The following is a 14,626-nucleotide window of genomic DNA, read 5'->3' on the forward strand; positions in this document are numbered from 1 at the left end:
TTCGGTCAGCTCCATTCGATGGAGCTGGCCCGGTCGTTCATCGCGTCCCCGACGTAGGGGGAGTCGCCGACGAAGCCGTAGGTCGAGCCCGTGCGGTTGATGTTCTCGTACAGCTTGGTCCAGCAGTTCGCATAGCTGTGGAACGAGGAGATGACGTCGTTCCAGCCGCTCGGCATGGAGTTGATGTACCAGTCGACGTCCGTGAGGGTCGAGGTGCAGGTGCCGCCCGTCACGGTGTAGGTGGCGCCCTGGTAGTTGGCGTCGACGAACTCGATGCCGATGACGGTCGAGGCCGGGGTGGCCGAGGTGGCGGGGGTGGCCGAGGTGCTCGCGGCCGAGGCGGGGGTGGCGAGACCGGTCAGCGCGGCGACCGCGATGCCGGCTACGGCTAAGACGTATCTGGATCTCACAGCGAATCTCCTCCAGTGGCTGGCGAATTGACGTGAGCCGATCCATTGACCTGCGGCTGTGCTTTCGCGGGTTCGTGCTCTTTTGCGCACGGTTCCGGCCGGAGACCGCTGTGTCCCGGGATGTCTCCCAAGGCAGGAGAACCGTAAGTGGTGCCGACCGGCCGGTCAATGGATGGTTTGCGGACTGCTGGGCTCCACGGGATTGAAGGAACGGCAGGGACGTCCGTGGGCGGGAAGTCATGGCCGGAACGGTCTGAAGGCGGGGACCGGTTGTGTTCCGGAGTTGTGAATTCCCTTGGAAAGAGCAGCAGTTGAAAGGGGATGGAAAAGATCGTGTGCCGCTTCTGTGTAGCCAGGCCGCGCGATGCCTGTGTCCATGATTCGGCCACACTGCGTCCGGCGCCCCGTGAATTCCCTCTTGACGCGGTCGGATCGAGGACATCAAGCTGACGCCCGATCCCGCGAGCGGACCGGGCGGCTACCTGGCAGGCGGACCGAATGGCAGACAGTTCCATGCCCGAATCGGGGATTCCGACCGTCATGGAATCCGAGCCGGAAGCCGGGACGGCCGCCGAGCCGGAGTCTGCGGAACCGGCAGCCGAGCCGGAGTCTGTTGAAGCGGAAGCCGAGCCGGAATCCGGGGCGGCCGTGCTCGCACCGCGTTCACCGGAGTCTGAGATTCCGGCTGCCGCATCGGCTCTGATCAGGCGTCAGCGCATATTGCTGATCGTCACCGCGGGTGCCGCGCTGCTCTCCGTCGGCGGGCTCGTCGCCTCGGTCTTCGTCCGCTCGCCCGAGCAGGACGCCGCCGCACGCCGGGCCCCCGAGCCCACCGCACTCACCGCTCCCGTGCAGCAGCGGGTGCTCACCAAGTCGGTGATCCTGCGCGGCACCGTCACCGCGGGCGGCAGCGTCAACTTCACTCCCGTACAAGGGCAGTCGCAGGGCGCAGGCGCGGCGCTGGTCCTGACGGGGATCCGCAAGAAGGCCGGCAGCCCCGTGGCCCCCGGCGATGTCCTGGTCGAGGTGTCCGGGCGGCCGGTGATCGCGCTGGCCGGACCGGTCCCCGCCTACCGCGACCTCAAACCGGGCGACACCGGCAAGGACGTCGGCGAACTCCAGGACGCGCTGCGCCGCCTCGGGTACGCCGACGGCGACCCCGCGGGCACCTTCGGCCCGCGCACCAAGACCGCCGTCGCCGCGCTCTATGCCGACCGGGGCTACGACCCGCCGAACACCGGCGGCCCGCACGGCGCCGCCGACCAGCCGTCGCTCACGTCCGCCCGGCAGGCCGTCACCACCGCGCGGCGCGCCGCCACCGCCGCCCGCGCGACCCGCGACACGGCCAAGGGGCCCGCCGCGATCGACGCAGCGACCACCCAACTCGGCTACGCCGAACAGGATGTGACGACGGCCCAGAAAGCGCTGGACGACCTCATCACCCGCACCGGGGTGATGCTCCCGCTCGCCGAATTCACCTTTGTCCCCGCGTTTCCCGCCCGGCTCTCGGCGGTCAACGGAGCCGTCGGCTCCGCCGTCGCGGCGCCGCTGCTCACCGTGGACTCGGGGCGACCCGTCGTGACGACCGTCCTCACCCAGGACCAGAAGTCGGCGCTGCGCGAAGGCATGAAGGTCCAGCTCTCCGCCGAAGTGCTCGGCCAGGACGCCAAGGGCGCCATCACGACCCTCGGCGCGTACACCACGGGCACCCCCAACGGCGGCCGTGGCAACGGCGGTTCGGGCGGCGGGCAGAGCGGCTCCAGCGGCGGCGGGCAGAACGGCGGCGACCCCCCGCAGACCCGGGCCGGCTACCCGCTCACCATCACCCCGGCCACCGAACTCGCCGCGCCCTGGCTCGGGTTGGACGTACGCGTGACCGTCACCGCCGCGTCCAGCGACGGGCCGGTCCTCGTCGTCCCCGCGACCGCGGTCAGCGCGGGTGCCGACGGCCGCACCTCGGTGTCCGTACGCGACACGGGAGGCGCCCCGCGCCGCGTCCCGGTCACGGCGGGCATGGACGCCGACGGCTACGTGGCCGTCACGGCCGGCCCGGGCTTCCGGCTCGCCGCCGGGGACGCGGTGGTGGTGGGGCTGTGAGGGCGGGAGCCGGGGACGGCCCCACGCCGGGTGCTGCCGCCCCCGCCGGGGACGGCGTGGCCTCCGCAGAGGGTCCTGCCGGGTACGTCGCGGCCTCTGTGGGGGGTTCTGCCGGGTACGTCGCGGCCTTTGCGGGGGCCTCTGCCGGGTGCGCCGCCGCCTCCGCGGTAGGCGCTGCCCGGGACGCCACCGCTTCTGCGGGAATCCCTGCCGGGTACACCGTCGCCGCTGCGGGATGCCCCGCCAGGGACGCCACCGCTTCTGCGGGATGCCCCGCCGGAGACGGCACCGCTCCGGTGGGAGGCTCCGCCGGGGGCAGTGCTGTCCCGGCCGGAGGCCCCGCCGTCATCGAGCTGGCCGGTGCCGCCCGCACCTACCCGGGGCCGCCGCCCGTGCACGCCCTGCGGCCCACCGACCTCACCGTCCACCGCGCCGAGTACATCGCCGTGGTGGGCCCCTCCGGGTCCGGGAAGTCGACGCTGCTCAATGTCGTCGGGCTCGTCGACCGGCCCACCGGCGGGCACTACCGGCTCGACGGAATCGACACCGGCGGCCTTCTGGAGGCCGACCGGACCGCCCTGCGCGGGCACCGCATCGGGCTGGTCTTCCAGGCCTTCCACCTGCTGCCCTACCGCACCGCCACCGAGAACGTCATGCTCGCCCAGGTCTACCTCGCCACCCCGCGCGCCCGGCGGCGTACCGAAGCCGTGGACGCGCTGCTCACCGTCGGGCTCGGGCACCGGCTCGACGCGCTGCCCTCCGCCATGTCCGGCGGCGAACGCCAGCGCGTGGCCATCGCCCGCGCGCTCGTCAACCGCCCCAGCCTGCTGCTCTGCGACGAGCCCACCGGCAACCTGGACACCGCGTCCGCCGGCCGCGTCATGGACACCCTCGACGCGCTCAACGCGAGCGGCATCACCCTCGTCGTCATCACCCACGACCCGGCCGTCGCGGCCCGCGCCCGCCGTACCCTCACCATCCGCGACGGCGAACTCGCCCAGGACAGCGGCCAGTTCAGCGGTCGAGACCCGGCCCAGGGCGGCGGCCGGCGCAGTGGTCGCGCGGACGCGGGGAGCCCGGCATGAAGAGAGCCGCGCGCCACCCGGACATTCCCCGCACCCGCATGGTCTTCAGGGACCTCGCGGCCGAATCCGTCGCGGGCATCCTGCAACGGCCCGCCCGCACCGCCCTGACCGTCCTCGGCACCCTGCTCGGCGTCGGCGCGTTCGTGGCCATTCTCGGGCTCACCGCCACCGCGCGCGGACAGATCAGCTCCGACTTCACCGTGCTCGCCGCCACCCAGGTCACCGTCAAGGACGTCGGCGCCCCCGACCCCGCGCAGCAGGCGGCCGCGACCACCCGCTACGACTTCCCCGACGACGCCGACCGGCGCGCCGAGCACCTCAACGGCGCCGTCCACGCCGGAACGTACTGGCAGGTGTTCAAAACCCCGCCAGCCGTTTCCATCCGCTCCGGACCCGGCACCGGAGCGGCCACCGGCTCCGAGGGTCTGACCGTGTACGCGGCGAGCCCCGGCCTCCTCCAGGCCGTCGGCCCCACCCTCAGCGGCGGCGCCCTCTACAACACCTTCCACGACAGCAGGCGCATGCACGTCGCCGTCATCGGCTCGGCCGTCGCCCGCCACCTCGGCATCAGCAACCTCGCCGCCGAGCCCGCCGTCTTCGTCAACGGCACTCCGTACACCGTCGTCGGCATCCTCGGGAACGTCGAACGCCTCCCCGCCCTGCTGCTCTCGGTGATGATCCCCGACCGCACGGCCCGCGCCGACTACGGCGACCCGGCGCCCGACTACGCCGCCACCATGCTCATCCAGACCCGCGTCGGCGCCGCCCAACTCATCGCGAAACAGGCCCCGCTCGCCCTGCGGCCGGACCGGCCCGACCACCTCCAGGCCGTGCCGCCGCCCGAGCCGCACGCCCTCCAGGACAGCGTCACCGGCAGCCTCGACTCCCTCTTCCTGCTGCTCGCGGGCATCACCCTGATCATCGGCACCGTCGGCATCGCCAACACCACCCTGGTCTCCGTCCTGGAACGCACCGGGGAGATCGGTCTGCGCCGCTCGCTCGGGGCCCGGCCCCGCCACATCGCCGCCCAGTTCCTGACCGAATCCGCGGCGCTCGGCACCCTCGGCGGCCTCCTCGGCACGGCCGTCAGCATCGTCGTGACCCTTTCGGTTGCCCTCGCCCACCACTGGACGGCCATCCTCGACCCCTGGACCACCCTCCCCGCGCCGTTGATCGGTACCCTCACCGGACTGCTCGCCGGCGCCTACCCCGCGCTGCGCGCCGCCCGCATCGAACCCGCGGAGGCCCTTCGACGCTGAGCCCGGGCCCTTCACTCCCAATAGATTCGCCCCAATGGGGGCGAAGGGCTTGTGAGTAAGGCCACGAAGCGGGCAAACGATCACTATTGGCTGCCAGAGTGGCTGACGCGCAGTTCCTGCGCGCCTCCGTTCTTTGCGGGCTGTTCCCGGTCAAAGAGCCACAAAATCAACCGGGAGCACTTACGTTGGCCGCCCTCGCGCGCTGGTGCGTCAGGCACCGCCTCGTCGTCGTACTGCTCTGGCTCCTCGCGCTGGGCGCCACCACCGCCGCGGCGGCCGTCGCCGGCAGCGCGTACTCCAACGACTACGAGGCCCCCGGAACCGAGTCCGGCCGGGCGAGCGCCCTGCTCGACGCCGGCTTCCACGGCCGGGGCGGCGACACCGACTCGATCGTCTGGCACACCGGGTCCGGCTCGGTCCGCGACAGCGGCGTACGGCACCGGATGACAGTGGTGCTCGCGCAGGTCGCGAAGCTCCCCGGGGTCGCGTCCGTGACCGGCCCGTACGGGGCCGGGGGCGCGGCGCAGATCAGCGCCGACGGACGCACCGCCTATGCGACGGTCACCTTCGACCGGCAGGCCGGCGACATCTCCAAGGCGCAGGCCCAAGCCGTCGTCGACACCGCCAGGTCCGCCGACTCCGCCGCCCTGGACGTCGAACTCGGCGGCAGCGCCGTGGGGCTCACCGAAGCCCCGTCCGCGCAGCTCAGCGAGATCGTCGGGGTGGTCGTCGCGGCCGTCGTGCTGTTCCTCGCCTTCGGCTCGTTCGCCGCCAGCCTGCTCCCGATCGCCACCGCGCTGGTCGGCGTCGGCACCGCGTACGCGGGCATCGGACTGCTCGGCCACGCCATGACCGTCGCCGACTTCGCGCCCATGCTGGGCATGCTCATCGGGCTCGGCGTCGGCATCGACTACGCCCTGTTCATCGTGACCAGGCACCGGCGCGGACTGCGGCGCGGGCTCGGCGTCGAGGAAGCGGCCCGCGCGGCCGTCGCGACCACCGGGCGGGCCGTCGTCTTCGCGGGCGCGACCGTGTGCATCGCCCTGCTCGGCATGCTCATCCTGCGGCTCGGCTTCCTCAACGGCGTCGCCATCGCCGCCTCGCTCACCGTCGTGCTGACCGTCGCCGCCTCCGTCACGCTGCTGCCCGCCCTGCTGTCCTTCATCGGGATGCGGGCGCTGAGCCGCCGCGAACGGCGCCGGCTCGCCGAACACGGCCCCCGGCCCGAGCCACCCACCGGGTTCGCCGCCCGCTGGGCCGCGGTCGTGGAGCGCCGGCCGAAGCTGCTCGGCGCGGTCGCCGCCGCAGTGATGCTGGTCCTCGCGCTGCCCGCGCTCTCGCTGCACCTGGGCACCTCCGACCAGGGCAACAACCCCGCCAAGACGACCACGCGCCAGGCCTACGACCTCCTCGCCGAGGGCTTCGGGCCCGGCGTGAACGGGCCGCTGACCGTGGTCGCCGAACTCGAAGGCCCCGGCGACCGGCTCGCGATGGACCGGCTGCCGGACGTGCTGCGCGCCACCGGCGGCGTCGCCTCGGTGAGCCCGGTGACGTACAACGGCAGCGGCAGCACCGCCGTCCTGACCGTCGTACCGGACTCGGCACCGCAGTCGCAGCGCACCAGCGCCCTGGTCGACCGGCTGCGCCACGAGGTGCTCCCGGCGGCCGAGCGGGGCAGCTCCCTGAAGGCGCACGTGGGCGGGGTGACCGCCAGCTACGACGACTTCGCGGCGATCATCGTGGGCAAACTCCCACTGTTCGTCGGCGTGGTGATCGCGCTGGGGTGCGTTCTGCTGCTGATCGCCTTTCGTTCGATCGGGATTCCGCTCAAGGCGGCCGCGATGAACGTGGCGGCGGTCGCCTCCTCCTTCGGCATCGTCGTGGCGATATTCCAGTGGGGCTGGGGGAGCGAGTCCATGGGGCTCGGCCGATCGGGCCCGATCGAACCGTTCCTGCCCGTGATCATGGTCTCGGTACTCTTCGGCCTGTCCATGGACTACCAGGTGTTCCTGGTCAGCCGCATGTACGAGGAGTGGCTGGAGACCCGCGACAACCGGCGGGCGGTCCGGGTCGGCCTCGCCGAGACCAGCCGGGTGATCAACTCCGCGGCCGTGATCATGATTTCGGTCTTTCTCGCGTTCGTTCTCAGCGGTGATCGAGTGATCGCCATGTTCGGCATAGCGCTCGCCGCGGCCGTGGCCCTCGACGCCTTCGTCCTGCGCACCCTCCTCGTCCCCGCCCTCATGCATCTGCTCGGCGGCGCCAACTGGTGGCTGCCGACCTGGCTGGACCGGCGGCTCCCCAGGATCAGCATCGAGGCCCCCGAGTGCCGCCGTGCGACGATTCCGGAGCGGCGGGCGGCCGAGCGGGCGGACCAGCCCGTGCCGTAGCAACCGATGACGTACGAGACGTTTAGGAGCGGGATGTTCGCAAAGGCGCTGGGAGACGACGGGGCCGAGCTGCGCCCCCTGGAGCCGTGGCAGGCCGAGGAGTTCCTCGCCCACATGGACCGGGGCCGCGACCACATCGGCCGCTACATCAAACTGCCCGACATCGTGACCGACCTCGACTCGGCACGCTCCTACCTCCAGTCGTACGCCGACAAGGCGGCCGCCGACTCCGGCCGCCTGTACGGGATCTGGGCGGACGGCACCCTCGTCGGCGGCGTCCTGTTCCGGATCTTCGATGCGGGGCAGGGCAACTGCGAGGTCGGCTGCTGGCTGGAGCAGGGGGCCGTCGGACGCGGCCTGATCACCCGCGCGATCCGGGTACTGATCGACTGGGCCGTGGACGTACGGGGCATGCACCGCGTCGAGTGGGTCACCTCCGCCGCGAACACCGCGAGCATCAACGTCGCCAAGCGGCTCGGCATGGTCCGGGACGGGGTGCTCCGCGAGAGCTACCCCTACCGGGGGGTGCGCCACGACAGCGAGATCTGGTCGGTGCTCGCCGACGAGTGGCGTACGGCACGGGCGCAGCACTGAGGGGTGTTCGCGGGCGGGGCGTTAAGGAAGCTCTCAGCGGCCTCTCAGAAACCGCACCTAGCGTGCCGGGCATGAACGCCACCCCCGCCACGACGAAGACCGACGCCGAGACCGAGCCCAAGACGGAGGCTGAGACCGAGGCCTCGTCCGCCACGGCGGGAGAGGCCGTCGAAGCGGCCCCGGAGGCCATCGACGCCACCGATGTCCCCGACGCGCAGGAAGCGGAAGACGCCGAGGACGACGGGCTCGACGCCGAGCTGGACGACGACGAGCCCGCCCCCGTCCGGGCCGGGTTCGGCACGGGCGCCGCGGCCGTCGTCGGGGCCGCGCTCGGCGCGGTGTCGCTCAGCGGCACCTGGATGGGCAAGACGCTCTCCGAGCGGCAGACCCTGATCGGGCAGATCAAGACCGCCCAGAGCAGCACCGCCGCCCAGCAGATCCAGGAGATCTACGGCAACTCCTGGCACACCACCGCCCTGGTCAACGGCGTCTTCGCGCTGCTCGCCCTGGCCGTCGGCGGCTGCGCGCTGGCCCGGCCCGCGTTCGGCACCCCGGGGCCCCGCCGAGCAGCCGGTGTGGGTCAAGGCCGTCGCCCTGGCCGCAGTGGTCCTCGGCGCACTCGGCCTGCTGATCTCGGCGGCCATGTACCTGGACCTGTTCGCGGCCCTGCCCAGCGCGAAGGGCTGAGACACCCCCCCGGGGGGGTGTCCGGCGGATCACAGCCGGCCGGACACCGCCTAAGGCACTCACCCCCCTGCCTTAGGCGGGACCTGCCCGGCATCCGGGCCGACTAAGGCAGCGGGCCCGTACAGATGCGGCACTCGCCCGATGCGGGAGAGGCCCCTGGGAGACGAGAGTTGAGGCATCGCAAGGAGCCCGGAACACCGGGCCCGAGCGAGGAAGACCCCGACCGGATCGAAACCCAGGAGTGCCGAGATGTTCGAGTACGAGATGTACAAGTCCCGCGAGACCGAGCTGCTGCGCCGCGCCGACCGCGAGCGCCTGGTGGACCAGGCCCGCCGGGCCGGGCGCCGCTTCGGCCGCCGTCACGGCGACAACGGGCCGGAGGGGCCGGTGAGTTCACTGCGGAACCGGTTCGTACGGGCCGCCTGAGCGCCCCGGCCGACCGCGATGACGACCACCCCGACCCGCCCCGGGATTCCGTCCCCGGCCGCCGCCCCGACCTCCTCCGGGGCCGCCTCCCCAGCCGGGGACGGACCGTCCGGTGCCGCGTTGTCAGAGGCCTGTGCGATGCTCGGCAGCGTGGAGACCAGGTCATTCAGCCCCGTGTTCGTCGGCCGAGCCGGTGAGCTGACGGTATTGAACGAAGCGCTCGCCCGCGCCGCCGGGGGCACCTCCCTGACCGGAGGCCCCGGGGGAGAGCCGCAGGCGCTGCTCGTCGGCGGCGAGGCCGGGGTCGGCAAGACCCGGCTGATCGAGGAGTTCACCGGCGCCGCCCGCGCGGCGGGCGCCGTGATCGCCATCGGCGGCTGCGTCGAGGTCGGCGCCGACGGCCTGCCGTTCGCCCCGTTCTCGGCCGCGCTGCGCGCCCTGCGCCGCCAACTGCCCGGCGAACTCCTCGCCGCGGCAGACGGCCAGGAGGAAGAACTGGCCCGGCTGCTGCCCGAACTGGCCGACACGGGACGCCACATCCCGCGCGAGGACGGCACCGCGCGCCTCTTCGAACTCACCGTACGGATGCTGGAGCGGATCGCCGCCGACCGCACCGTCGTCCTCGTCCTCGAAGACCTGCACTGGGCGGACGCCTCCACCCGCCACCTGCTCGCCTACCTCTTCCGCACCCTGCGGCGCGGCCGCCTCGTCGTCGTCGCCACCTACCGGGCCGACGACATCCACCGCCGCCACCCGCTGCGCCCGCTGCTCGCCGAGCTCGACCGGCTGCGTACCGTACGGCGCATCGAGCTCGCCCGCTTCAACCGCGCCGAGGTGCACCACCAGCTCACCGGGATCCTGGCCGCCGAACCCGAACAGCGCCTGGTGGACCAGATCTTCGAGCGCTCCGACGGCAACGCCTTCTTCGTGGAGGAGCTCGTCGTCTGCCACGATCCCGACGGCGGCTGCCCGAACCTGAGCGACTCACTGCGCGATCTGCTGCTCGTCCGCGTCGAGAGCCTGCCCGAGGACGCCCAGCGGGTGGTGCGGGTCGTCGCCGAAGGCGGCTCCACCGTCGAATACCCCCTGCTCGCCGCGGTCGCCCGGCTCCCCGAGGACAAGCTCATCGAGGCTCTGCGGGCCGCCGTCGGCGCGAACATCCTGCTGCCCGCGCCGGACGGCGACGGCTACCGCTTCCGCCACTCCCTGGTCCGCGAGGCCGTCAGCGACGACCTGCTGCCCGGCGAGTGCTCGCGCCTCAACCGCCGCTACGCCGAAGCGCTGGAGGCCGACCCCTCCCTCGTCCGGGCCGACGAGCAGACCACCCGGCTCGCCACCTACTGGTACCACGCGCACGACGCCGCCAAGGCGCTGCCCGTGGTGCTGCGCGCCGCCGTCGAGGCCCGCCGCCGGCACGCCTACGCCGAGCAACTGCGCCTGCTGTCCCGGGGCATGGAGCTGTGGGACTCCGTCCCGGAAGGGATTCGCGACGGGCTGCGGCCCCTCGACCACGCGGGCTCCTACCCGGCCTGCGGCTGCGACCCCGAGACCGCGGCGCCGCTGCGCTACCTCGACCTGCTCGCCGAGGCCGTCGAAGCCGCCCGGTTCTGCGGCGACCGCGAACGCGCCCTGAAGATCGCCAAGAAGGCCCTGCGGCTCATCGACGCCGAGAACGAGGGCCCCTCCGGAAGCGACCCGCTGCGCGCCGCGTGGTTCTGGATCCAGCTCTCCCGCCTGGTGCAGAACCTGGGGCGCGGCGACGGCTGGGCCGAGATCGCCACCGCCCAGGAGCTGGTGCGCGGACTGCCGCCGTCGGCCGTGCACGCCGAGGTCCTCGCCACCTCGGCCGGCTGGGGCATGCTGCACAGACCCGGCGCGGAAACCCTGGCCGAGGCCGAACGGGCGGTGGAATACGCCCGGTTGGTGCAGGCCGAGGAGATCGAGCTCAATGTGCGGCTCACCCTCGGCGGCCTGCTGGTCGACTCCGGCTCGGCCGAGGACGGCCTCGCCATGATGCGGGCCGTCATCGACCGCTCCCTCGAACTCGGCCTGGTCGCCGAGGCCGGCCGCGGCCATGTGAACCTCGCCTCCAGTCTGGAATCCATCGGCCGCTCCGCCGAAGCGGTGCACATCGCCGAAGCCGGGGTCGAACTCGCCCAGAAGTACGGCCTGTTGGACAACGAGGCCTGGGTGCAGGCCAACCGTGCCGAGACTCTGTTCAACCTCGGCCGCTGGGACGAGGCCGCCGACTCCATCGAACGGGTCCAGCGCACCGCCGTGAGCAGCAAGCCGCTCGGCAACGTCCTGATGCGCCGGGCCGATCTCGCCCTGCTCCGGGGCGAGTTGGAGAATGCGGCGGCCTCCCTCGCCGAGGCCAACGCGGCCTTCGGCAGCTACGACCCGATGGCCCAGCACGCCATACCGCTGGCCCGGATCGCCCTGGGCATCGCGGCCGCGCAGGGCCGCATCGCCGACGCCCGCGCCGAACTGGCCCGCGCCGTCGAACCCGGCTTCCCGCCCGGCACCCAGCGCTACGCCTGGCCGCTGCTCGCCGCCGCCGCGGCCGTGGAGGCCGACGTACGAGGCCTTCCCTCGGCCGAACCGGGCCGGGCCGCCACCCTGGACGCGATCCGCGCGGCGGCGAAGCTGCTTCCCACCGCCGTGCCCTGGTGCGCGGCGCTCGCCCTGGTCGTCGCGGCCGAACTGGACCGCGCCGAGGGCCGGGACTCCGCGGCCCGCTGGGAAGCGGCCGTCATCGCCCTCCAGCCCCTCGAACGTCCCCACGAACTGGCCCGGATCTGCCACCGCTGGGCCGCCGCGCTACTCGCCGAGGGCGGTGACCGCGACACCATCGCCTCGCTGCTCCGCCAGGCCCACACCGAGTCCGTACGCCTCGGCGCCCGCCCGCTGGTCGAACAGCTGGAACTGCTGGCCCGCCGCGCCCGCGTCCCGCTGACCGCCCCGGACCCCGTCCTGCCCGACGCGCCCGCCGACCCGGCCGGGGCGCTCGGCCTCACCAGCCGCGAACAGGACGTCCTGCGCCTGGTCACGGCGGGCCGCAGCAACCGCCAGATCGCCGAGGAGCTCTACATCTCCCCGAAGACGGCGAGCGTCCACGTCTCCAACATCCTGGCCAAGCTGGGGGTTTCGGGCCGGGGCGAGGCGGCGGCACTGGCGCACCGCCTGAACCTGTTCCCGGGGAAGGCGGTGGTCGAGGCCGCTCCCTGACCCCCGTACGTGACGCCGACCCCCTACGTGACCTCGACCCCTACGTGACGTCCAGCTCCAGGATGCGGTCGTCGCCGGGCTTCGGCTTGCCGCGGGAGTCGGTGTTGTTGGTGAGCAGCCAGAGTTTGCCGGGCCCGGCGGGTACGACAGTGCGCAGCCGTCCGTACTGGCCGGTCAGGAACGCCTGGGGTGCGGCGAGCGGCTTGGTGCCGTCGAGCGGGATGCGCCACAGTCGCCCGCCCCTGAGCGCGGCCATCCACACGGAGCCGTCCGCGTACGCGATCCCGCTGGGCGAGGCCTCGGACGGCTTCCACTGGACCACGGGATCGACGTACCCCGCCTTGCCGCCCTTCCCCTCCACCGCGGGCCAGCCGTAGTTCTTCCCGGGCTCGATGAGGTTGAGCTCGTCCCAGGTGTCCTGCCCGAACTCCGAGGCCCACAGCCGGTTCTGGTCGTCCCAGGCCAGGCCCTGCACATTGCGGTGGCCGTACGAGTAGATGACGGAGTCCGCCTCCGGGTTGCCGTACGCGGGCTGTCCGTCGGGCGTCATCCGCAGGATCTTCCCGCCCAGCGACTTCTTGTCCTGGGCGAGCGCGCGGTCGCCCGTCTCGCCGGTCCCGGCGTACAGCATCCTGTCCGGACCGAAGGCGATGCGCCCGCCGTCGTGGTTGTTCCCCTTGGGGATCCCGCGCAGGATGGTGTCCGGAGCCCCCAACTGCTCTCCCTCCGGGCGCTGTTGGTCATAGATCATCCGGGCGATGCGGTTGTCGGACTCGGTGGTGAAGTAGGCGTAGACGAGGTGGTCCGAGGCGTACGAGGGGGACAGGGCGAGCCCGAGCAGACCGCCCTCGCCCTGGTGATCGACGCCGGGCACGCTGCCCACGGCGGTCTTCTTGCCGCTCCCGGTGTCGACGCGCACGACGGAGCCGTCGTCGCGGGACCCCACGAGGAGCCCGCCCTCGGGGAGCGGCGCGATGCCCCAGGGCGACTTCAGTCCGTCCGTGACGGTCCTGGCCACCTTCACGGAGCCCTTGGCGGGCGGGAGTTGACGGCCGGGTTCCGCGGCCCGGGACGCGCCGGGACCGGCGGTCCCCGTCCGCCCCTGCGGCTGTGCGCCCCCGGAAGAGCAGCCGGCCGCGAACACGAGCGTGGCGACGGCGAGGGCGGTGACGACGGTGGTTCGTCGCACGGTGCGGTTCCCTTCGGCAGGGGTCGATGCGCTGACCTCCATTCTGGGGGCTGCGCCCCCAGGGCCCCTTGGTCTGCGGCCCGGTGGTCGGTTGTTCCAGCGCTGGCGGGCGAAAATCAAGCCCCTCATGGGGGTCCCTCCCTGGCCCTTAAGGCCTTGGGGGAGTTTGAGGAGCGGGGTCTGGGGCGGAGCCCCAGGGGGTCAGCGCGCCCACCCGGGGCGGCTCGGTCAGTCCCGGGCGGCCGGCAGCGAGGCCAGTGTCACCAGGTCCCGCGAGGTCAACCGCAGGGACGCGGCAAGCGCGTTTTCCCGGACCCACTCCGCCCGCTTCGCCCCCGGCACGGGAATCACCTGCCGCCCCAGCCGCAGCAGCCACGCCAGCGCCACCTGTCCCGGCGTCGCCCCGTGCCGCGCGGCAACCCGCCGCAGCCCCGCCACCACGGGCTGGTTCGCCGCCATCATCTCCGCCGTGAAGCGGGGATGCCGGGCCCGGATGTCGTCCGGCTCGAAGCCCTGCCCCGGAGTGAGCGTGCCTGTCAGGAACCCGTTCCCCAGCGGCATCGCGGCGAGGAAACCCACCCCCCGCACCGTGCACCACGGCAGCAGCGCGTCGAGCGCCTCCCGCGACCAGACGGACAGCTCGGCCTGCACCGCCGCGACCGGGAACACCTGCTGAACGCGTTCGAGCAGCCGCACCGTCTCCTCGTACCGGCCCTCGTGCAGCCCGTACACCCCGGCTCCGGCCCCGGGCCGCCGCACCGCCCGCGCCCCCATCGCACTGAGCCCGAGCGCCCGTACCTTCCCCGCCGTCACCAGCTCCGCCAGCGCCCCCCAGGTCTCCTCGACGGGCACCTCGGGGTCGACGCGGTGCAGCATGTAGAGGTCGATGACATCGGTGTGCAGGCGCCGCAGCGACGCGTCGCAGGCCCGACGCACGTACCCGGGGCGGCCGTTGGCGACCACATGCCGGTCGACGCCCACGAGCAGCCCGCACTTGGTGGCGACGAACGCCTCGTCCCGCCGCTCCTTCAGCACCCGCCCGATCAGCAGCTCGTTAGTGAACGGCCCGTACATGTCGGCCGTGTCGAGCAGGTTCGAGCCGGCGTCAAGGGCGGTGTGCACGGCCCGCAGCGAGCGCTCCAGATCCTGCTGCGAGCGGGCGTACCCCCAGCTCATCGGCATGCAGCCGAGCCCGATCGCACCCGCCCGCAGGGCCCCCGCACCGATTGTCCTGCGCTCCACCTGCCCGGATCCCTCCCTC

General features: G+C 72.9%; 11 protein-coding genes. 8 read left to right on the forward strand and 3 right to left on the reverse strand.

The genetic code is table 11. From position 1 onward, the window contains the following. Nucleotides 1–5: 5 nt before the first annotated feature. Nucleotides 6–410 carry a hypothetical protein gene (locus tag ACIBK6_RS25850; protein WP_399053718.1) on the reverse strand — a complete coding sequence of 135 codons (405 nt, stop codon included), beginning with the start codon at nucleotides 408–410 and terminating at the stop codon, nucleotides 6–8. 720 nt (nucleotides 411–1,130) lie between these two features. Between ACIBK6_RS25850 and ACIBK6_RS25855 the strand changes: the two genes are divergently transcribed. The 8 genes from ACIBK6_RS25855 to ACIBK6_RS25890 all read left to right on the forward strand — a co-directional run bounded on the left by ACIBK6_RS25855 (nucleotide 1,131) and on the right by ACIBK6_RS25890 (nucleotide 12,176). Then, nucleotides 1,131–2,507, forward strand: a complete 1,377-nt coding sequence (locus tag ACIBK6_RS25855) for a peptidoglycan-binding protein (protein WP_399053719.1) — start codon at nucleotides 1,131–1,133, stop codon at nucleotides 2,505–2,507. A 296-nt stretch (nucleotides 2,508–2,803) separates the two neighbouring features. After that, a complete protein-coding gene (locus ACIBK6_RS25860) occupies nucleotides 2,804–3,592 on the forward strand; it encodes an ABC transporter ATP-binding protein (RefSeq protein WP_399053720.1) in 789 nt (262 codons plus the stop codon). Further along, complete coding sequence (locus ACIBK6_RS25865) at nucleotides 3,589–4,851, forward strand: ABC transporter permease (protein ID WP_399053721.1); 1,263 nt, start codon at nucleotides 3,589–3,591, stop codon at nucleotides 4,849–4,851. Before ACIBK6_RS25860 ends, ACIBK6_RS25865 begins: the two co-directional genes overlap by 4 nt. A gap of 185 nt (nucleotides 4,852–5,036) precedes the next feature. Then, nucleotides 5,037–7,241 (forward strand): MMPL family transporter, encoded by a 2,205-nt coding sequence (locus ACIBK6_RS25870; RefSeq protein WP_399053722.1) that lies wholly within the window; start codon nucleotides 5,037–5,039, stop codon nucleotides 7,239–7,241. A 33-nt stretch (nucleotides 7,242–7,274) separates the two neighbouring features. After that, nucleotides 7,275–7,835 carry a GNAT family N-acetyltransferase gene (locus ACIBK6_RS25875; protein WP_399053759.1) on the forward strand — a complete coding sequence of 187 codons (561 nt, stop codon included), beginning with the start codon at nucleotides 7,275–7,277 and terminating at the stop codon, nucleotides 7,833–7,835. A 71-nt stretch (nucleotides 7,836–7,906) separates the two neighbouring features. Next, nucleotides 7,907–8,629, forward strand: coding sequence for a hypothetical protein (locus tag ACIBK6_RS25880; RefSeq protein ID WP_399053723.1), 723 nt, complete (start codon nucleotides 7,907–7,909; stop codon nucleotides 8,627–8,629). 142 nt (nucleotides 8,630–8,771) lie between these two features. Continuing rightward, nucleotides 8,772–8,948: a hypothetical protein gene (locus ACIBK6_RS25885; protein WP_399053724.1), complete on the forward strand. Its 177-nt coding sequence runs from the start codon at nucleotides 8,772–8,774 to the stop codon at nucleotides 8,946–8,948. A 138-nt stretch (nucleotides 8,949–9,086) separates the two neighbouring features. After that, the gene (locus ACIBK6_RS25890) at nucleotides 9,087–12,176 is read left to right on the forward strand and encodes an AAA family ATPase (RefSeq protein WP_399053760.1); all 3,090 of its coding nucleotides are present in this window, start codon (nucleotides 9,087–9,089) and stop codon (nucleotides 12,174–12,176) included. Nucleotides 12,177–12,216: 40 nt separating this feature from the next. On the opposite strand, the gene ACIBK6_RS25895 is transcribed toward ACIBK6_RS25890, so the two are convergent. Together ACIBK6_RS25895 and ACIBK6_RS25900 are read right to left on the reverse strand one after the other, a co-directional pair. Beyond that, nucleotides 12,217–13,365 (reverse strand): PQQ-dependent sugar dehydrogenase, encoded by a 1,149-nt coding sequence (locus ACIBK6_RS25895; RefSeq protein WP_399053725.1) that lies wholly within the window; start codon nucleotides 13,363–13,365, stop codon nucleotides 12,217–12,219. 228 nt (nucleotides 13,366–13,593) lie between these two features. Beyond that, entirely contained in the window at nucleotides 13,594–14,607 is a 1,014-nt protein-coding gene (locus tag ACIBK6_RS25900; RefSeq protein WP_399053726.1) for an aldo/keto reductase, read from the reverse strand. Between the last annotated feature and the right edge of the window lie 19 nt (nucleotides 14,608–14,626).

The sequence above is a fragment of the Streptomyces sp. NPDC050485 genome (assembly GCF_044458185.1).
Classification (GTDB): domain Bacteria; phylum Actinomycetota; class Actinomycetes; order Streptomycetales; family Streptomycetaceae; genus Streptomyces.